Origin of the sequence: Flavobacterium tructae, from assembly GCF_002217475.1 — a bacterium.
GTDB classification, from domain to species: Bacteria; Bacteroidota; Bacteroidia; order Flavobacteriales; family Flavobacteriaceae; genus Flavobacterium; species Flavobacterium tructae.
In genome coordinates this window covers 79,051-99,047 of the sequence record NZ_MUHH01000020.1, presented here as the reverse complement: position 1 = coordinate 99,047, position 19,997 = coordinate 79,051, and the positions used below count along the sequence as shown (strand labels likewise).

The following is a 19,997-nucleotide window of genomic DNA, read 5'->3' as shown; positions in this document are numbered from 1 at the left end:
CTTCTTCGATTTTTCTATAAATACTGAAGTCGTGATTATGTAATTTTACAATTATTACTTTGAAAGATTGTTTGAAGTTAGCTTACTCAGATGAAAAAAAATCTAATAATCTAAGAAGTCTAACATTCTAACAAGCTACTTTTTTCTTATTTCCCCTGTTCGTTTGTCAAATCCATACGGACAATGACGACAGCCGCTTTTACAGCAATAACCACGTTTTAAATGGTGTTTTTCAGTAAAGCATTTATAACCTTCGGGGGTATAGTAAAAATCTTCCCCTTCGATTAATTTATTTTCATTACTTTGCTCCTTCATAAATCTGCATTGCGTTCGTGTTCTCCTTTTCTAAAATCAAAAATAATTAATAGATTGTGACTTTAATGAAATTGAACAATTTTCATCTACAAATTTATAAATTTTACAGCTAATGTTTCTGATTGTTGCTAAATATTTAATTCCAAAAGGGTATCGGGGAATGGCTGTGTTTCCGTTTGTGATTTTGAAATATGATGCAGATAAAGCAAATGCTGTTTTTGTCAATCATGAAAAAATTCATCTTCGGCAGCAATTGGAATTATTGATTTTTCCGTTTTATATTTTGTATGTTTTTGAATATGCAATTCGGCTGATACAATACAAAGACAAAGAGCTGGCCTATCGGAATATAAGCTTTGAGAGAGAAGCTTACGCCAATGAAACTCATCTTAATTATTTGAAAAGTCGATCTTTTTTTGGCTTTTTGAATTACTTAACTTTAAAACACCATTAGATTTTGAATCAGGAAATCCAAATCGCTTTTCCAAAGGGTATTTCGTTGACTATAAAACGAGAAGATTTGATTCATCCCTTTGTTTCGGGAAATAAATTCAGAAAATTGAAATACAATTTATTTCAGGCAAAAGCAGAACATCAAGAGACTCTGTTGACTTTTGGCGGAGCTTTTTCCAATCACATTGCAGCAGTTGCTTATGCCGGAAAAGAGCAGGGATTCAGAACGATAGGGATTATTAGGGGAGAGGAACTTTTTGATAAAATAGAAGAAAATCCGACATTAAAATTTGCTCAGGAAAACGGAATGCAGTTTGAGTTTGTGACGCGAGAGGAGTACCGGGATAAAAATGAAGATTTCTTTATAGAAAAACTGAAAGATAAATTTGGTGATTTCTATTTAGTACCCGAAGGCGGGACAAATGAATTGGCTGTAAAAGGATGCGAAGAGATTTTAACTAAAGAAGACGCCATTTTTGATTTCGTTTGTTGTGCGGTAGGAACGGGCGGAACGATATCGGGATTGATTAATAGTGCGTTGCCAAATCAGAAAATTTTAGGATTTCCAGCGTTAAAAGGTGACTTTTTAACCGATGAAATTCGTATTTTTGCAAAGAAAGATAACTGGGATTTAATTTCTGACTATCATTTTGGAGGTTATGGGAAGGTAAATTTGGAATTAATTGAATTTATCAATACTTTTTTTGAAGAAACTAAAGTGCCTTTGGATCCAATTTATACGGGAAAGATGGTTTTTGGCGTTATAGACTTAATACATAAAAATTACTTTCCTGAACATTCAAGAATTTTACTCATTCACACCGGCGGATTGCAGGGAATTGCGGGGATGAATATTAAATTGAAGCAGAAAAAATTACCAATACTTAAAAGCAATGGTTAAAAAAATATTAGCACTTTTAATTCTGGCAACTATAGTAGGCTGCTCCTCAAGTAAACCTACTATCGCGACGACCAAAAAAGCGGCGGCGGTCCAGAGGCCCAGAGTGGCAACAACCAAAAAGCCAACTTACACCAAACCAATTGGCAAAAAATACCCTTCTACAAATAATACAACTGAGGTTATTCAGTCTACTTCAAAAACAGTTGTAACCAGCGATTTAATCAATAATTATATTTTACAGTACAAAGATATTGCAATAGGCAATATGCAGAAATACGGCATTCCTGCAAGTATCATTCTGGCACAGGGAATTTTAGAATCCGGTGCTGGAAAAGGAGATTTGGCCCTGGAGGCCAATAATCATTTTGGAATTAAGTGTCATAAAGACTGGCTGGGAGAAAGTGTTCGTCATGATGATGATTCTGCTCAGGAATGTTTCCGAAAATATACAGAAGCTGCAGAATCTTATAGAGATCATGCTTTATTTTTGGTTGGGAAAAATAGATATGCGACTTTGTTTACTTACGAAAAAGACGATTATAAAGCCTGGGCAAAAGGATTAAGAGCTGCAGGTTATGCTACAGATCCCAATTATCCGGATAAATTAATTAGCTATATCGAACGATACAATTTGCATCAATACGATTGTCAGGTTACCGGAAAAAGCTATAAACCTTTTGAAAAATCAGCTCCGGTAAGAAGTTCTTCCGTTTCTTCTACCGCTCCTTCATCTTCTAATTCGAACGATCCAAATCTATATGAAGTGCAGAAAGGAGATACCTTGTATTCGATTTCAAAAAAATTCAATGTATTGGTTGATGATTTAAAACAAAAAAATAATCTTTCGGATAACGCGATTTCGATCGGACAGAAGTTGAGAGTGAAATAGTGTTCCGTCTCAGTAACAGTTTTCAGTTTTGGTTCGAATTCGTTAAAATCTAAAATCTAAATTCAGAAATCTAAAATCTAAAATCATAATGATTTATAAAAGAAGTAGTCAGCTTTTTGCTGAAGCAGAAAAAGTAATTCCGGGAGGAGTAAATTCACCGGTAAGAGCATTTAAAGCGGTTGGTGGAACTCCAATTTTTGTAAAAAGTGCCAAGGGTGCTTATTTGTATGACGAAGACGGAAATAAATTAATCGACTATATCAATTCATGGGGGCCAATGGTCTTAGGGCATGCTTTTCAGCCAGTTGTGGATGCGGTAATCGAAAAAGCAAAACTGGGAACTTCATTTGGTATGCCAACGGAATTAGAAACGGAGATTGCTGCTTTAGCGGTTTCTATGGTTCCGAATATTGATAAAATAAGATTTGTAAATTCAGGTACAGAGGCTTGTATGAGTGCTATTCGTTTGGCTCGCGGATTTACAAAAAGAGATAAAATCATAAAATTTGCAGGCTGTTACCACGGACATTCTGATTCATTTTTGATTCAGGCGGGAAGTGGTGCCGTGACATTCGGATCACCAAACAGCCCCGGAGTTACGGAAGGAACTGCAAAAGATACTTTATTGGCAAAATACAACGATTTAGAGAATGTAAAAACTTTAATCGAAGCTAATAAAGGTGAAATCGCTGCCATTATTATCGAAGCTGTTGCCGGAAATATGGGATGTATTCCACCTCAAAAAGGTTTTCTGGAAGGCTTAAGAGAATTGTGTACGGCAAACGGAATTTTACTGATTTTTGATGAGGTAATGACAGGCTTCCGTCTGGCTCGTGGAGGAGTTCAGGAATTGTACAACATCAATGCGGATATTGTGACTTTCGGAAAAGTAATTGGTGGAGGCTTACCCGTAGGTGCTTTTGCAGCCCGCGAAGAAATCATGAATTACTTGGCACCGCTTGGCCCGGTATATCAGGCAGGAACATTGTCAGGTAATCCTCTGGCAATGGCTGCAGGTTTGGCAATGTTACAGGCACTAAATAATGATCCGGCAATCTTTACTCGTTTAGAAGAAAAAACAGCTTATTTAGAAGCTGGAATCGACAGGGTTTTAAAAGCCAATAATGTTATTTTTACCATCAATAGAGTAGGATCGATGATTTCTGTTCACTTTGATGCAGATCCGGTTGTTGATTTTCAAACTGCTGCGAAAGGCGATAATGAAACGTTTAAGAAATTCTTCCACGGCTTGTTGCAAGAAGGTGTTTATATTGCCCCATCGGCGTATGAAACCTGGTTTATTACCGATGCGCTAACTTATGAAGACTTGGATTTTACAATCAATGCGATCGATAAAGTTTCGAAGACTTTTTAAATCTTAGAAATTTAAAGTATATATTTTTTTTCAATCGAAGGCTCAGTTTTTTTAGTAAAGCTGGGTCTTTTTTTTCACTGTAGTTTTCAGTCGCAGTTTTCGGTCACGGTTTATAGTCGCATTTCACATTTTACATTTCACAATCTTTGACCTCGTTTTGCAGCTTAAACACTAAAATCACAAAGTAGTTAATGAAAAGTTAATAAAAAGGTTTTCCGTCGTATATTCAGGATAAAAATTATTTTTGTTTATTAAATAACCATTAAACCTGCAGTAAATGAAGAAATTTCTCATTTTAACTACAATAGCGGCATTTGTGCTATTTCCCACCTCTCAATTTGCACAATCAAATAAGAAAAAATCTAAAAAAGACGAATCGGCAGCTGCCCCGCCGGAGAAAAAACCGGAGTCAGCAATTAAAGACTACAGCAAGGTAATCACCAAAGACGCTATTTCTGATGACGGACTTTTTAAAGTACACAAAGTCGATAAAAAATACTATTTCGAGATTCCGAATAAATACCTGAACAAAGACATGCTTTTAGTGAGCAGGTTATCCAAACTGCCTTCTAATTTGGGTGGCGGTTATGTAAATGCAGGATCAGAAACTAATGAGCAACTAATTGTTTGGCAGCGTTTTCAGGATAAAATTCTCATCAAGTCAAAATCATACAATGCAGTAGCCAATGATACCTTACCAATTAGTATTTCGGTAAAAGCAAATAACTACGAACCTACTTTATTTGCTTTTGATATTGTAGCTTTTAGTAAAGATTCGGCCAACACTGTTGTGGATGTTACCAAATTTTACAGTACTGATGTTAAGGCTATCAGCGGAATATCGGCAGAAATGCGTGAAGTGTATAAAGTAAAAGGACTTGATGATTCGAGAAGTTTTATTAATACTATCAAGAGTTTTCCGATGAATATTGAGGTCATTCAGGATATGACCTATAATGCTTCAAAGCCATCGATGCTGGAAGATACAGAATCGATTAGTATTCAGATGAACCAGTCGATGATTTTATTGCCTGAAGTGCCAATGAAACCCAGGCTGGCAGATCCAAGAGTTGGTTGGTTTACCGTAAGTCAGTACGACTACGGAAGTAATGAATTAAAATCAGATCTTAAAACCTACATTCGTCGTTGGAGATTGGAACCAAAAGATCCGGAAGCCTATGCAAGAGGAGAACTAGTTGAGCCGGTAAAACCTATCGTTTACTATTTGGATCCTGCGACTCCTGAAAAATTACGCAAGTATATTAAACAAGGAATAGAAGAATGGCAGAAGCCTTTTGAAACAGCTGGATTTAAGAATGCAATTATCGCAAAAGATGCTCCGACAAAAGAAGAAGATCCTGATTTTAGTCCGGAAGATGCTCGATATTCTGTTGTTCGTTATGTTGCAAGTACCACGCGAAATGCAGTTGGTCCGAGTGTTTCAGATCCAAGAAGCGGTGAAATAATCGAAAGTGATGTGATTTGGTACCACAATCATTTACGTTCATACAGAAACCGATATTTACTAGAAACCGGAGCAGCAAACCCAGCAGCCAGAACTTTACAAACCGGCGACGAAGAAATGGGAGAGATGATGCGTATGGTAATTGCTCACGAAGTGGGTCATGCTTTAGGTTTTCCGCATAATATGGGCGCAAGCTGTGCCTATGACGTAGAAAGTTACCGAAATGGTGATTTTACTCAGCAAAACGGAATTTCTGCCAGTATAATGGACTATGCGAGATACAATTATATCGCGCAGCCGGGAGATAAAAATATTCGTTTTATTCGTAAAATGGGGGCTTACGATCACTATGCTTTAAACTGGGGATACAGAGTAATTCCAAATGCAAAATCTCCTCAGGATGAAAAAGCAACTCTGGACAAATGGATTTTGGACAAAGCCGGAAATCCTTTGTATAAATTTGGAAAACAAAGTAGTGCTTTTGACCCTACTTCGCAAACCGAAGATATTGGAAATAATTCAATGAAAGCAAGTACTTATGGACTTAAAAACCTGGAATATGTAGCAGCCCATTTAAACGAATGGACGAGTAACGTGACCAATAATTATGAAGATCTGGACGAACTGTATAAAGAAATGCTGGACGTTTGGAGCCGATATGTAGGTCATGTGGTGACGAATGTTGGCGGAGTTTATGAAAATACTAAAAATCCAAATCAGGCAGGAAGTGTTTATGAAGTAGTACCGAAAGCAAAACAAATTGAAGCAATGAACTGGCTTCAGGCCAATGCTTTTGCATCTCCAACATGGATTGTAAATGTGGCAACTTTAAAGAATACGGATTTTGCAGGTTATGCAGAAAAATTCAGAAGCTTACAGGTAAGACAGTTGAATAGTTTGCTTAGTATTGGACGTATCGGCAGATTGGTAGATAATGAAGTTCTTGGAGGGGACACTTACAAAGCACTGGATTTATTAAGAGATACACGAAAAGGAATCTGGAAAGAAGCCGCAACACCAGGAAATGTTACGATTTACAGAAGAAACCTGCAACGCGGCTATATTGATCGAATGGGAGCCTTAATGACAGAAGAAATAAAGCCATCTGACAGATCAACGGTGTATTATAATGTGGGACAATCTGATGTTAGAGCCCTGGTTCGTGGAGAATTGAATGCATTAAGAAGTACACTTTTAGCAGCAAAAGCAAGACCTGTAAATGCAGAAACCAAATACCATTACGAGGATTGCATTAAGAGAATTGACTTAATTCTTAATCCGAAATAAAAACTTATAAAAAAAGAGGCTTTTGGGCCTCTTTTTTTTATGAATGATATTAGTTATTTGCTTTTTTGTATTCTCTCACTTTCTCTTTTGCTTTTTCTTTTTTTTCGTCTTGTAAAGCTGTCCATTTTTTGTATTGGTCGGCATTTAGAATCGATTTCATTTTGGTATCGTTAGCCGTTTTTTCATCCATTATTTGTTTTTTAAAAGCAGCCTTTTCTTCTGTTGTTGGCTTTGTACCATTGTCTTTTCTGTTTTTACGGTCTTCTCTAAACTTTTCAGCGTTAGCACTTCTGTCAGTCAGAAGCTGTTTTATCTGAGTTTGCTGATTGGCATCTAAATTTAGTTCAGAAGTAAGTTTTTTTAACTGTCTGTCATTGCGTTGTTCCGGAGTTAGTCGCTCTCTTTGTGGTTGAACAGTCTGATCCGCTTCTTGTGCAAAACTCGCTATTCCAACGAATAGGAAAGCTGCAATAATTAATTTTTTCATGAGGTAAGTTTTTTAATTGTTTATAGCATTTAGACTTTATCGGATGAAAGAGGTTTAACGAGCTTGTCGTAATTATAGTTTATTTAACAAAACTAGCAGTGAAAAAGGTTTATGGCTTGACCTTTAGTGTTTTAATAATGGTTTTGTCAGTCTATGTTTTTTATCATGTTTTTATAAGAAAAGGTTAATTAAATTTGTTTTCATAATAGAAAGAAGAGACACTTATCATCAGAATCAAAAAATGGAAGAATTATTTAGCAAAAAAAATAAAAACCGGGTTTTAAAAGCGGTAAACGGAGAGATGTCTTATCAGAAGTTAACTGCAGCAGAGTGGCATCAGTTTGTTCAAAACTGGAATTATGATGATGGGATCGAACCTTTTGAGTGGATTGTCAAACAAAAAACACTTGATAAGGGAACAGTTCTTTGTATGTATTGGCTGTTGCAGCCCGATTATTTTAGCAGGTTTAAAAGTGAAGATGAGGCAAGAGAAGATTTGTATTTCGAGCAATATAAATTGTTGAAGGAAATTGAAAGAAGGTATACAACAGGTTTTTATCAGGATGAGAATTTTTCCTTTGATCCTAAAGAAAGTTTTGTGGATGAAAATTCCAATCTTGAAGGTATTCCGTCTGAAATGTTGACTAAGACAAAAGGAGTAGCTTTCGAACGATTAGATATTGAGTTTGCTTTTTTAAGAAATCCAAACGAAAAAGAGCTGAAAACGATTACCAACCGTATAGCAGATGCCATAAAGATTATTCAGCTTTCAAAAACCGATTTTGTTTACGATAATACAGATGTAGCAGTAAGCGTCATTGTTGAAAGTGTCGAATACTGGAAAAACAATGAACTAGGGAAGATCAAAATTAAAAATTTGTCTTATTTATGGATGGATTGTATGCATAAAAAGCACAATTGGGAGTGGATTGTCTGGGATTGGGAAACCGGAAATAATCTAGGCGTCACAAATAGTACAAAAGAGTTGACCTGTTTGGCAGATACGATTATCAATCATACCATAGACGGATTTCAACCTGCTTCGATCATTTCTGATTTGTACAAAGAGATGAAGGGAGTAAATAATTTTTATGATTTAAAGAGAGATCCTTACAGCGGAATCGGATTATTGTTTAGCACCGATCATTTGAAGTTTAGAGGATAACAAGCAGAAAGGATTTTTTGGCTAAAAAAGAGAGACGAAGAGATCGTTTGGTTTTTCAAAGGGTAACATTTTACACGTATGGGATTAAGAAAAATTACAGTTGAAGAGAATGTTTATTGGTACAAAAGCGTTACTAAATATGCACTTGAAACAGAAGCGGCAACATTCGAAATAACGATATTCCTGGAAGGTCATAAACAAACTCCATTGAAAATCAGTTTTGTTACATGGGAAGATTTGTATGCTGGAAACCCTTTAAATACCGGAGTAGTGTTAACCAGAGTATCTGATAAAGAAGCCGAAAGCGTCAATTTAAACCGGCCAAAATATATCAGAGAATGCATTTTATACGGATTGAAAAAGGGATGGAATGGTGGCAATAAAGTAGCAGTTATAGATGGTTTAGAGATTCTTAAAAGTTTAGGTTATGATGTTTCCTGTCTTTGCCCAAAAGACGGATTGGTTGTTGCACATGGAAAAGAATATTTAAAGTAAGTTGATTTTTCAGGATCAGAAGTTACTTCAGAAGAATTGTTTAATTTAGTAGAACAGGAAGTTAAAAATCTCAAAAATAGTAATCAAGATGAGTTTAAAGGATACAGTAAATACAAATAAAATAGCTTTTTTTTCAACGCAGCCTTACGATAAAACGTTCTTCAATAAATACAATGATGCTTTTGGGTTTGAATTGGATTTCTTTGAAACACAATTAAATCCTCAAACGGCTGGATTGATTGAAAAAGCATTGATTGTTTGTGTTTTTGTGAATGATATTGTCAACGAGACTGTATTGAAGCAATTGGCAGAAAAAGGAGTGAAAATTATTGCTTTGCGTTGTGCGGGTTTTAATAATGTTGATTTGGATGCTGCTAAAAAGTACAATTTGAAAGTTTGTCGCGTTCCGGCTTATTCGCCTCAGGCTGTTGCAGAGCATGCAATGGCAATGATTTTAACGCTGAACAGAAAAACGCATAAAGCTTACAATAGAGTTCGGGAACAAAATTTTTCACTAAACGGATTACTAGGATTTGATTTGTTTGGGAAGACCATCGGAATCATCGGAACGGGAAACATTGGAAAAGCTTTTGCAAAGATTGCGATAGGATTTGGCTGTAAAGTTCTTGCGTATGATATCGTAACAAGCGCAGAAATGGAAAAAGACGGTGTTCGGTTTGTTTCGTTGGACGAGATTTTCAAATCCAGTGATATTATCTCCTTACATTGTCCTTTAAACGATCAGACGAAACATATTGTTAACAAGGAGTCTATTATTTTAATGAAAGACAGCGTGATGATCATCAATACCAGTCGTGGAGCTTTGATTGAAACAGCGGCTGTTATCGAAGGTTTGAAAGAAGGTAAAATAGGCTATTTAGGAATTGATGTTTACGAACAGGAAGAAAAACTATTCTTTAGAGATCTTTCGGCTGATATTATTCAGGACGATGCGATTCAGCGTTTGATGAGTTTTCCAAATGTTTTGGTGACCGCACATCAGGCGTTTTTTACCAATGAAGCGCTAACACAGATCGCTTTGGTGACCTTTAACAATATAAAGTCTTTATTGACAGAGAATGATATTGAAAATAAAACTGCCTTGTTAGTTTAAATTGACAGACCCGACAGGTTTTCAAACGGAATCGTAAAAATTAAAAAAGAGAAAACATGAAAAGAAAAATTTTAATGGCATTTGTAATTTTAGGAATGATTTCGTGCCAGAATAAAGAAAAAACAGAAAAAGAGAATGTTGTGGAGGCCATTGCAACTGACACCATAACAAAAACAGCAACCGGAACAGCAGCTGTGAGTGAGGCTCCTGTAAAAGACGATAAAACGCTAGAGTTAATCAGAAAGCAGCTTCTGGTATTGCTGAAGAAAGATTTGCCAGCACTGACAAAAGAGGATAGGTTTTTTTATTATGATGCATTTGATTTAAATAATGATCAGAAAGAGGAGTATTTTGTAGGTTTTTCTAATTCCTATTTTTGTGGAAGTGGTGGCTGCTCAGGATACATTTTAAATAATGACGGAAGTCTGATTAATTCTTTTACAGTAACTGATTTTCCAATTTATGTAACCACTTCAGTATCTGAAAAATTTTATAATCTAATAGCTGTAAGTGGAGGGGAATTTCATCTTCTAAAACTGAAAAACGGAAAATATCCGTCAAATCCATCTGTTCAGGAAGTTGTCAAAGAGGACGCTTCAAGAGAAAGTGCAAAGGTTTTGGATATTGATGGGAAGAAGTTGGAGAAGTACTCGTTTTAATCAAATTGTATTAAATAGTAAACCCGACAGTTTTTAAAACCTGTCGGGCTTAAATTATTATAAATCAGTTTTGGAATTTGGATTTTCCAAAATTTGAATTTTTAAAAAAAATTATCCTACCAACTCTACAAATTTAAACTCACCTTCAACAGCGACTTTAGTCAAACCGTGTTTAGATAAGTTTTTCATGGAAGCGTCCCATTTTTTACCGCTTAAATTAGCAGTAATTTTTAGTTGCTGAAGATCCATTTTGTTTTCATTTCCTTTCAATAAATCAACGATAAATTTCTCTTCGTCTGATAATTCCACAGTCTGTTTTTTCTCCGGACGCATTTGCGGGAATAATAAAACTTCCTGGATTGATGCATTATTGGTTAAATACATAATCAAACGGTCCATTCCAATACCCATTCCTGATGTTGGAGGCATACCATATTCTAAAGCTCTTAAGAAATCCTCGTCGATGATACCGTTTGCTTCATCATCACCTTTTGCAGCCAGACGCATTTGGTCTTCAAAACGCTCGCGCTGATCAATTGGGTCGTTTAATTCTGAGTAAGCATTCGCAATTTCTTTACCACAAACCATTAGTTCAAAACGTTCGGTTAAGTCTGGATTGTCGCGGTGTTCTTTACATAACGGAGACATTTCTTTTGGATAATCCGTGATGAAAGTAGGCTGAATGTAATTTCCTTCGCATTTCGCGCCAAAAATTTCATCGATCAGTTTTCCTTTCCCCATTGTTTTGTCAACTTCGATTCCCATTCCTTTTGCAGCTTCAAACAGTTCTTCTTCCGTTTTTCCTGAGATATCAAAACCGGTAAAATGTTTGATCGAATCCGTCATCGTAACACGGGCGTAAGGCGCTTTAAAGTTGATTTTGTGCTCACCAAAAGTAACTTCGCTTGTTCCGTTTACGGCAATCGCACAATGCTCAAGCAAGCCTTCTGCAAATTCCATCATCCAGTTGTAGTCCTTGTAGGCTACATATATTTCCATTGCAGTAAACTCAGGATTATGTGTTCTGTCCATTCCTTCATTACGGAAGTTTCTGGAAAACTCATAAACACCTTCAAATCCACCAACAATTAATCTTTTTAAATACAACTCGTTTGCAATACGCATGTAAAGCGGAATATCAAGCGAATTATGGTGCGTAATAAAAGGTCTTGCCGAAGCACCACCGGGAATCGATTGTAAAACCGGTGTGTCGACCTCAAGATATCCGGCATCGTTAAAATAACCACGCATAGCGGTAAACAACTTGGTACGTTTGATAAACGTTTCTTTAACATGCTGATTCACCGTTAGATCTACATAACGCATTCTGTAACGCAATTCAGCATCATTAAAAGCATCGTGTACATTTCCGTCCTCATCAACTTTTGGTAAAGGAAGCGGACGTAATGTTTTACTCAAAAAAGTAAACCCGCTCACACGAATACATTTCGCTCCAACCTGAGTCGTGAACAATTCTCCTTCGATACCGATAAAGTCTCCTAAATCGGTTAATTTTTTAAAAACCTGATTGTATAACGTTTTATCGTCACCTTCGCACAAAACATCGCGATTTACGTACAATTGAATACGCCCTTCACTATCCTGCAATTCAGCAAAACAAGCTTTTCCCTGATCTCTCACACTCATCAAACGCCCCGCAACGATCACCTTCTTACCTTCTTCAAATGACTCCTTTATCTGCTTTGAAGTATGATTTACAGGAAAAAGATTAGCTGGATAAGGATTGATTCCTAAGTTGCGTAAGTTTTGAAGTTTTTCTCTTCGGATGATTTCTTGTTCTGATAATGCCATTTTGTGCTCTTTTTTAAGTGTGCAAAGATAAAGAAAAGAATGTAGATTTCAGAATGCTGATTTTAGATTTTTTGAAGCAGTAATTTTCAGGTTTTCAAGGTAGTTTTGTTCCGCTATCCACTTGTATCTTTTCTAAGGATCTAAGATTATGAGGTTCTGAGAATCTAAGGATCCAACAAAACGGTTAAACGATTAAACAGTTAAGCGATTAAACAAATCACCATTTAAACAATCCACGAAACTTCGTATCTTTGAGAAAAATTAACCACGATGAAATTATATAAGTTACTCAGTTTTTCTTTTTTATTCGCCACTCTGGCAAGCTGTACTTTTACCGAAAATATTTATGTAAGTGATAACGGAACCGGAAAATTTTCTTTAGATATGGACGGCTCTGCTTTAATGGCAATGGCAGGAGATCAGATTGGTGATCAATTGGGAGCGAATAACAAAAAAAATATGGATTCTACTTTTACCTTCAAACAACTGTTGGCAGATAAAGGGGAAAGCATTTCAAAATTATCTCCGGAAGTTCAAAGTGAAATAAAAAAATTGGAAGACCTTGTGGTTAATATTAAAGTGAATGAGGAGAAGAAAGAATTTCTGATGATATTTTCAGAAGACTTTAAAAAAGTAAATGACTTACATGACATATTACAATCGGTGAATACACTTCAAAAGCTGGTTGGAGGAGCAGATGCTTCAACACCCTTTGTAGGAGGTTTGGGAGACAACAACAGTAAAGTAAGCTTCAATTACGACGGAAAGAAATTTACCCGTAAAGCGACAGTCGACAAACAAAAACAAGCCGAGAAAGTGAAAGATACAACAGCCGAAATGTCAAAAATGGTTTTTGCATCTTCTACTTATGTTTTAAAATACCATTTCCCAAAACGCATTAAAAAAGTATCAAATCCGACTGCTTTATTTAGTGAAGACCGAAAAACAATTACAATTCAATACCCTTTCACGGATTATATGGAGAATCCTGACAAACTTAACTTTGATGTTGAGTTTGAAAAATAATTAAGATGAATAAAAAAATCCAACTTCAGGATTTAGGAAGCAGAGACTATAAATCGACCTGGGAATATCAGGAAGAACTGTTCAAGGATATAGTCGACCTAAAAATCAGAAACAGAAGAGAAGAGCTCGATCTGGAAACTCCCAATTATTTGTTGTTTGTAGAGCATCCGCACGTCTACACATTAGGCAAAAGCGGGGATTTTGAAAATTTACTCTTGAACGAAAAACAGCTTGAAGCCAAAGGAGCTACCTTCTATAAAATCAATCGTGGTGGTGATATTACGTATCACGGGCCGGGACAAATTGTAGGGTACCCAATTTTGGATTTGGAGAATTTCTTTACCGATATTCATAAGTACTTACGTTTTCTGGAAGAATCTATTATCCTCACTTTAGAAGAATATGGTTTAAAGTCCGGACGAAGTGACGGTGAAACAGGAGTCTGGCTAGATGTTGGAACTCCGTTTGCCAGAAAAATTTGTGCGCTTGGTGTTCGTGCGTCACGCTGGGTAACCATGCATGGATTTGCTTTAAATGTAAATGTCGATTTGGGCTACTTTGATAACATTATCCCATGCGGAATCCGTGGTAAAGGAGTTACTTCCTTACAGGTAGAGCTTGGTGTCGAAAAAGTTGATGAAGAAGAAGTAAAAGCGAAAATCATCAAACATTTAACCGATTTGTTTGAAGCGGAGTTTGTTTAAAAAAAGAGCTTTTGAAATATAAAATAGTATGATACATGCTGAAGAAAATAACAATTATAGAATTGCTGTTCCTTCAGCATTCGATACTGTTTTTTCACATTTTTATTTTGCAGAGAATAAAGGCAATATTCCTGTAACGAAAACATTATTGCCTACTTTTCAGACCATTCTGGTTTTTATTTTTGGAGAAGGAGCTTCTTTAAAATCACAGCAAAATACAACTCTTGAAGTGCAGAAATGTGTTGTTTTAGGACCAATAAAACAAGCTTTTGAATACACTTTAAATCCTGATTCGGAGATTTTAGTTGCCAATTTTAAAGAAGATGCATTTTATAGATTTTTTGGGAATGCACTTCTTACTCATTCTTTACCTGTTGATCCCGATACTTTGATTGCCGAAAATTGTTTTTCCCTTTTATGGGAAGAACTTAACGAGCTCTCTGATCCAAACGAACGTGTTGACCATATTTTAGAATTTTGCAAACCTTATTTGCGAGAACAACATGCCATGATTTCTCTTTTGACTGATTTTAGAGAAAAAAACATAGATCCCATAAAAGCAGTCGCATCTCAAACAAATCAATCAGAGCGAAATGTTCAGTTGAATCAAAAGAAGTTTTTTGGCTATACAATTAAAGAAATTAGTCGATACGAGCGTTTTTTAAAAGCCGTTGAAGTAATTCAGAAAGATATTTTACGGGATTCCAAAACAGACTGGCTTGCTGTTGTAGAGCAATGCGGTTATTACGATCAGAGTCAGTTGATACATGATTTTAAACATTACATGAATATCTCTCCAACCAAATTTCTGAAATTTCAAAGCGATATCTGTAGTTCAAAGAAGCTTTAGAAGTCTGCTTTTCGTTTTCTTACAATTGTCATGAGACCCTTGGATTTACATTTGTCATGTTCAATCTTAAAAAACAGAAAACATGAAAAATTTAATCGTTTACGCACATCCAAATACAGGAAGTTTAAATCACTTTTTCAAACAAATTATCACGGAGAATCTTGAAAAATCAGGGCAGGAAGTTATCGTGAGAGATTTAAATGCAATCAACTTTAATCCCGTCTTATCTCTGGCAGATATGAAGGGTCAGAGAGTAGGCGAAATTGCGGAGGAAGTTAAAACCGAACAGGATTTTATCGCATGGGCTGATCGCATTGTTTTTATATATCCAATTTGGTGGACAGGAATGCCCGCGATTATGAAAGGTTATATTGACCGTGTTTTTAGTTATGGATTTGCTTATCGATACGATCAGGGAATTCAGAAAGGTTTATTGACAGGGAAAAAGGCAATCATAATCAATTCACACGGGAAATCAAATGCAGAATACGAATCAATAGGAATGGATAAAGCTTTAACACTAACGTCAGATATCGGAATTTTTAATTATTGCGGACTAGAGGTTCAGAAGCATTTTTATTTTGATAAAGCCGACAGAGTTTCTGACGAGAATGTTTCTGGATGGAGCAATCAGATTAAAGAAGTGTTTCAGGAAAAGGCTTTGCAGGTCTAATTTGTTATATTTCTGTTTTATAGCTGTTTAAGGCAATTTTTTGGAATTGTTGAAGTTATTTATAAAACCACTTTTTTCTAAAAAATAACCAATCATGCAAAATGTAATAACAGACCTGTCGCGATTTATGCAATTTAATGAAGCGGAAAGTATGGCTTTTAAAAACATACTAAGGCTAAAGAAAATCAAAAAAAATGAGCACCTTTTAGTCGAAGGAGAGGTGTGTAATTTCGGAGTTTTTATTGCGGAAGGCTGTATTCGTTACTATTACTCACTTGATGGAGTAGAGTCTACCGGAAACTTCTTCTTTGAAAATGACTGGTATTCTGATTTTGAGAGTTTTCTTTACGGAAAGCCTTCATTGCTCAATATAGAAGCTCTGGAAGATTGTGTGTTGTATCTGGCGTACAAACATGATTTTGAAAAACTGGTTGCTGAATACCCTGTATTCAATTCCTTTTTACGAATTATGATGGAAAGAACCATAAAAGGTCTCACCGGCAGAAATATGGCAATGTCTTTATTGTCGCATGAAGAACGTTATTTGCGATTTTTAAAGTATTGTCCCAAAGTGGTCGAAAGGGTTTCGTTAAAATACATTGCCAGTTATCTGGGAATCCAACCCGAAAGTTTAAGCCGAATCCGAACCAGAATTACATTGAACAGTAAATCTTAACTCAAGTCAATTTTTAAGAAAATTCGGCTCTTTATTTTTGCTTCTATAACTGTAAAGCAAAATAAAAATGAAAAGAATATTCTTGATTATTATAAGTCTTTTTGGGTGGATTACCTATGCTCAAACGGGTACTGTAAAAGGAAAAATAATTGACAAACAATCTGAAAAACCACTTATCGGAGTTGCTATAGTATTAATTGGCGATGAGAAAAAAAATGCCATTTCAGATGCCGAAGGTAGTTTTAAATTAACCAATATTCCGGTTGGTAGACAGAGTTTGAGTTTTAGTTTTGAGGGTTATGAAAACACTTCTGTTTCGGACCTGGATGTTACGACAGGAAAAGACAATCTGCTGACGGTTTCGATGATGGAGAAGTTTAATACACTGGATGAAATTGTAGTGACTTCGGGTTTAAGTAAAGCGAAATCCATTAATAAAATGGCGTTGGTATCGACTAAACAATTTACGACAGAAGAAGTCAATCGGTATGCAGGAGGAAGGAGCGATGTGGCACGTTTGGTTTCTAATTTTGCGGGAGTTTCTACCGGAGATGACAGTCGAAACGATATTGTGGTACGTGGAAATTCACCATCGGGAATGTTGTGGAGAATAGAAGGAATGCCGGTTCCGAGTCCCAATCATTTTTCGACATTGGGAACGACTGGAGGCCCAATTTCGGCTCTGAATCCAAATCTTCTGGCTAATTCTGACTTTTTAACATCTGCTTTTCCGGCGGAGTATGGAAATGCAATTGGAGGTGTTTTTGATCTGAGTTTCCGAAAAGGAAATCCCGATGATTATGAGTATATGATTAGTGCCGGAGCTTATCCGGGTGTCGAATTTATGGCCGAAGGCCCGCTTGGTAAAAAAGGAGGTTCCTTTGTAGCGTCGGCAAGATATGGTTTTGTCGGGGTTTTAGGTTTAGCGGGTACAGATGCACAGCCTAATTACAGAGACATTAGTTTTAATGTAGATTTAGGAAAAAGTAAAATGGGTAATTTCTCGCTTTTTGGAATCTACGGAACATCGGATATTGATTTTTTAGGAGATAAAATAGATAAGGAAGATCCTTTTGCTGCACAGGATGAGGATGCCTATGTTAAATCGGGATTTGCTTCTTTTGGATTAAAACACAATTTGGAAATTGGAACAAAATCATATTTGAAAACAATTGTCGGTTTTTCAAATTCGAGCAACTCCTATGAGAATTTCCGCTATTATAATTTCAGTACGCCCGCAGTAAATCGTTTGCCTTTTACGGATATTAGTAACAATGAAAACAGAGTTACTTTCTCGACTTTGTTCAATTCTAAAATCAATAAAAAAACAACTTTCAGAGCTGGTTTACTTTTTGAGAATTATACGCTCGATGCTAAAATGGCTACCCGTGACAGACAACAGGACAATAACGGAGATGGTTATCCGGACTTTGTACAGCTCATAAATAATAATGGGAATTACAATATTATTCAGCCCTTTGCTCAGGGACAATTTCGTCTGACCGAAAAACTAACATTTAATGCGGGGATACACGGACAGTATTTTTCTATAAACAAAGAGTTTGCTTTCGAACCCAGAGCCGCTTTGGCTTATGCGGTAAATCAAAGGAATATCATTAGTTTTGGTTATGGATTGCATCATCAAAGCGTTGCGGCTCCAATATTATTTCTGAATGAATGGGTAAATGGAAATCAGGTTCAAACTAACAAGAATCTCGATTTAGTTCAAAGTCAGCATTATGTTTTGGGTTATGATGTACGATTGGCCAGAAAGTGGCGAGGGAAAGTAGAAATTTACTATCAGGATATTAGTAAGGCAGGAGTTCAGTCCTTCCCAAGCAGTTATTCTACCTTAACAGAAGGTGCTGATTTTGGTTATTCAATTGATAAAACGTCTTTAGTAAGTAAGGGAAGCGGATACAATCAGGGGATTGAATTTACAGTTGAGAAATTCTTTAGTGAAGGATATTATGCTTTGTTTACTACTTCGTTTTTTGAAAGTAAGTATAAAGGGAGCGACGGTATAGAACGTAATTCACCTTTTAATAATGGATATGTCATCAATCTGTTAGGGGGGAAAGAATTTAGAATAGGAAAAGCAAAGAAAAATGTCTTTTCTATTGATACCAAATTTACAACTGCGGGAGGGCGTTATTACACGCCGGTTGATCTGGCTGCTTCCAACAATGCGGGTTATGAGATTAGGGATGATGCCAATGCCTTTAGCAAAAAGTATGATCCTTATTTAAGGTTGGATGTAAAGTTTGGAATTAAATTTAACAGTAAAACAAAAAAGAGGTTTCATCAGTTTTATATCGATTTCCAAAATGTAACCAACCATACCAATATCTTTACGAAGGAGTATAATCGTTTAACGAATAGTGTAAATCAGAAGGATCAGATTGGATTCTCTCCTGATTTTGGATATAAATTTCAGTTTTAAAATTATTAAGAGTTTAGTTTACAGAACAAATGCAGACAAAAGATCACCTATTGTCTGCATTTTTCGTAGTTTAATATTCATTCCGGATCTAATCGGGGATCAGTATTATAATTTTACAATTTCTACCCTGCGATTTTTTGCTTTATTTTCTTCGCTTGTATTCTCAACAATTGGTTTGTCAGAACCCCAGCCTTTTGTTTGTAGTCTTGAGGAATCTATTCCTTTAGAAGTTAGTGCCGCTTTTACAGCATTTGCTCTCTGTTCTGAAAGTTTTTTATTGTGGGCTGCGTCGCCACTATTGTCTGTATGACCTTCAATAGCAATTTTAAGATTGGGATTAGCCGTTAGCAATTTCTGAATCTCATCAATTATAGGTGCAGATTCTGTTTTTATAGTAGCCTTATCGGTATCGAAATTAATATACAAAGCAATGTGTCCTTTAGTATCAAGTTCTTTTTTTATGGCATCCGCTTTGATAAGAGAGGCGGTAATCTTAAAAGGTTTTGTTTCCAAAACCATCCATCCCGCCGAAACGGCATCGTCATAAGGAGTAAGCTGAATCCAGATATTTCTGTCTGCACGTCGAATTAAATAGGTAGTGGTGATGGCATTTGCCATGAAACCGTAACCATTCATATATTTTACCCGATTGTTGTCTGGAATTGTATGTGAAGAATCTGCTGGAACTTTCATTTCAGAGATTTTTACTCCGTCCACACTTTTAATCAATTCATCTAAATTTCGTGCTACTTCGAGATCGCTATAAGATTTCCCTTCTTTTGCTTTAATTCTGGAATAGAAAATTTTTCCTTCCGGTTTTTCGAAATGATCTTTTACCCAAAAATAAGCAACGTCATAATCAGCAATAGTGTTCTTTGAAGTGTCTTCGTAATTGTCAGGCAGATTAAAATATGGGAATGCACCGAGGCTTTTGTCTGAAATCGGAATCGAATTGATATCAAATTTTTTAGCCGACGACGGTCCGGAAGTGGTTTCGGTAGCTGGGGGCGTTACAAGAGAATCTGTGGTATCCGTCACATCATTCTGCTTTTTATTGGAATTACAGGCTACGATCATGTATGTAATTAGAAGTAATGTTAAAGCTTTGATTTTCATTTGGTTAGTTTTTAGAGAATCAAAGATAACAAAGCAAAGAGATTTTAACAAAGAAAAATACTCCGTTTAATCGATTTTTTTTTTTTTTTTTT

General features: G+C 36.0%; 19 protein-coding genes. 15 read left to right on the top strand and 4 right to left on the bottom strand.

All coding sequences use genetic code 11. From position 1 onward, the window contains the following. Positions 1-135: 135 nt before the first annotated feature. A complete protein-coding gene (locus tag B0A80_RS09240) occupies positions 136-315 on the bottom strand; it encodes a DUF5522 domain-containing protein (RefSeq protein ID WP_066032608.1) in 180 nt (59 codons plus the stop codon). Positions 316-427: 112 nt separating this feature from the next. Between B0A80_RS09240 and B0A80_RS09235 the strand changes: the two genes are divergently transcribed. The 5 genes from B0A80_RS09235 (at position 428) to B0A80_RS09215 (ending at position 6,685) form a co-directional block, all read left to right on the top strand. Then, entirely contained in the window at positions 428-769 is a 342-nt protein-coding gene (locus B0A80_RS09235) for a hypothetical protein (RefSeq protein WP_089077098.1), read from the top strand. A gap of 3 nt (positions 770-772) precedes the next feature. Next, the gene (locus B0A80_RS09230) at positions 773-1,669 is read left to right on the top strand and encodes a 1-aminocyclopropane-1-carboxylate deaminase/D-cysteine desulfhydrase (RefSeq protein WP_089077097.1); all 897 of its coding nucleotides are present in this window, start codon (positions 773-775) and stop codon (positions 1,667-1,669) included. Then, positions 1,662-2,558 (top strand): glucosaminidase domain-containing protein, encoded by an 897-nt coding sequence (locus B0A80_RS09225; protein WP_089077096.1) that lies wholly within the window; start codon positions 1,662-1,664, stop codon positions 2,556-2,558. The genes B0A80_RS09230 and B0A80_RS09225 overlap by 8 nt, the downstream gene beginning before the upstream one ends. An 88-nt stretch (positions 2,559-2,646) precedes the next feature. Then, on the top strand, positions 2,647-3,933 hold the full coding sequence (gene hemL, locus B0A80_RS09220) for a glutamate-1-semialdehyde 2,1-aminomutase (RefSeq protein WP_089077095.1): 1,287 nt from the start codon (positions 2,647-2,649) through the stop codon (positions 3,931-3,933). Between the two features lie 277 nt (positions 3,934-4,210). Continuing rightward, complete coding sequence (locus B0A80_RS09215; RefSeq protein ID WP_089077094.1) at positions 4,211-6,685, top strand: zinc-dependent metalloprotease; 2,475 nt, start codon at positions 4,211-4,213, stop codon at positions 6,683-6,685. 49 nt (positions 6,686-6,734) lie between these two features. Here the strand turns inward: B0A80_RS09215 and B0A80_RS09210 are convergent, their stop codons facing one another. Beyond that, positions 6,735-7,172, bottom strand: a complete 438-nt coding sequence (locus tag B0A80_RS09210) for a hypothetical protein (RefSeq protein ID WP_089077093.1) — start codon at positions 7,170-7,172, stop codon at positions 6,735-6,737. Between the two features lie 241 nt (positions 7,173-7,413). On the opposite strand from B0A80_RS09210, the gene B0A80_RS09205 reads away from it, so the two are divergent. From B0A80_RS09205 to B0A80_RS09190, 4 genes are all read left to right on the top strand, one after another. Continuing rightward, the gene (locus B0A80_RS09205) at positions 7,414-8,337 is read left to right on the top strand and encodes a DUF4274 domain-containing protein (protein ID WP_089077092.1); all 924 of its coding nucleotides are present in this window, start codon (positions 7,414-7,416) and stop codon (positions 8,335-8,337) included. Positions 8,338-8,415: 78 nt separating this feature from the next. Further along, complete coding sequence (locus tag B0A80_RS09200) at positions 8,416-8,832, top strand: hypothetical protein (RefSeq protein WP_089077091.1); 417 nt, start codon at positions 8,416-8,418, stop codon at positions 8,830-8,832. An 88-nt stretch (positions 8,833-8,920) separates the two neighbouring features. Continuing rightward, the gene (locus tag B0A80_RS09195) at positions 8,921-9,946 is read left to right on the top strand and encodes a 2-hydroxyacid dehydrogenase (protein ID WP_089077090.1); all 1,026 of its coding nucleotides are present in this window, start codon (positions 8,921-8,923) and stop codon (positions 9,944-9,946) included. Positions 9,947-10,002: 56 nt separating this feature from the next. Further along, positions 10,003-10,605 carry a hypothetical protein gene (locus B0A80_RS09190; protein WP_089077089.1) on the top strand — a complete coding sequence of 201 codons (603 nt, stop codon included), beginning with the start codon at positions 10,003-10,005 and terminating at the stop codon, positions 10,603-10,605. Between the two features lie 111 nt (positions 10,606-10,716). Here B0A80_RS09190 and lysS read toward each other — a convergent pair whose 3' ends face one another. Beyond that, a complete protein-coding gene (lysS, locus tag B0A80_RS09185) occupies positions 10,717-12,417 on the bottom strand; it encodes a lysine--tRNA ligase (RefSeq protein WP_070905511.1) in 1,701 nt (566 codons plus the stop codon). Between the two features lie 270 nt (positions 12,418-12,687). On the opposite strand from lysS, the gene B0A80_RS09180 reads away from it, so the two are divergent. From B0A80_RS09180 to B0A80_RS09155, 6 genes are all read left to right on the top strand, one after another. Continuing rightward, positions 12,688-13,443: a hypothetical protein gene (locus B0A80_RS09180; RefSeq protein WP_089077088.1), complete on the top strand. Its 756-nt coding sequence runs from the start codon at positions 12,688-12,690 to the stop codon at positions 13,441-13,443. 5 nt (positions 13,444-13,448) lie between these two features. Continuing rightward, positions 13,449-14,147, top strand: coding sequence for a lipoyl(octanoyl) transferase LipB (gene lipB, locus B0A80_RS09175; RefSeq protein ID WP_089077087.1), 699 nt, complete (start codon positions 13,449-13,451; stop codon positions 14,145-14,147). A gap of 28 nt (positions 14,148-14,175) precedes the next feature. Then, entirely contained in the window at positions 14,176-14,997 is an 822-nt protein-coding gene (locus B0A80_RS09170) for a helix-turn-helix domain-containing protein (RefSeq protein ID WP_089077086.1), read from the top strand. 82 nt (positions 14,998-15,079) lie between these two features. Continuing rightward, complete coding sequence (locus B0A80_RS09165; protein WP_089077085.1) at positions 15,080-15,670, top strand: NAD(P)H-dependent oxidoreductase; 591 nt, start codon at positions 15,080-15,082, stop codon at positions 15,668-15,670. A 94-nt stretch (positions 15,671-15,764) separates the two neighbouring features. After that, entirely contained in the window at positions 15,765-16,346 is a 582-nt protein-coding gene (locus B0A80_RS09160) for a Crp/Fnr family transcriptional regulator (protein ID WP_070905507.1), read from the top strand. Positions 16,347-16,413: 67 nt separating this feature from the next. Next, on the top strand, positions 16,414-18,789 hold the full coding sequence (locus tag B0A80_RS09155) for a TonB-dependent receptor (RefSeq protein ID WP_089077084.1): 2,376 nt from the start codon (positions 16,414-16,416) through the stop codon (positions 18,787-18,789). Between the two features lie 105 nt (positions 18,790-18,894). On the opposite strand, the gene B0A80_RS09150 is transcribed toward B0A80_RS09155, so the two are convergent. Next, positions 18,895-19,905 carry an OmpA family protein gene (locus tag B0A80_RS09150; protein WP_089077083.1) on the bottom strand — a complete coding sequence of 337 codons (1,011 nt, stop codon included), beginning with the start codon at positions 19,903-19,905 and terminating at the stop codon, positions 18,895-18,897. Positions 19,906-19,997 lie beyond the last annotated feature (92 nt).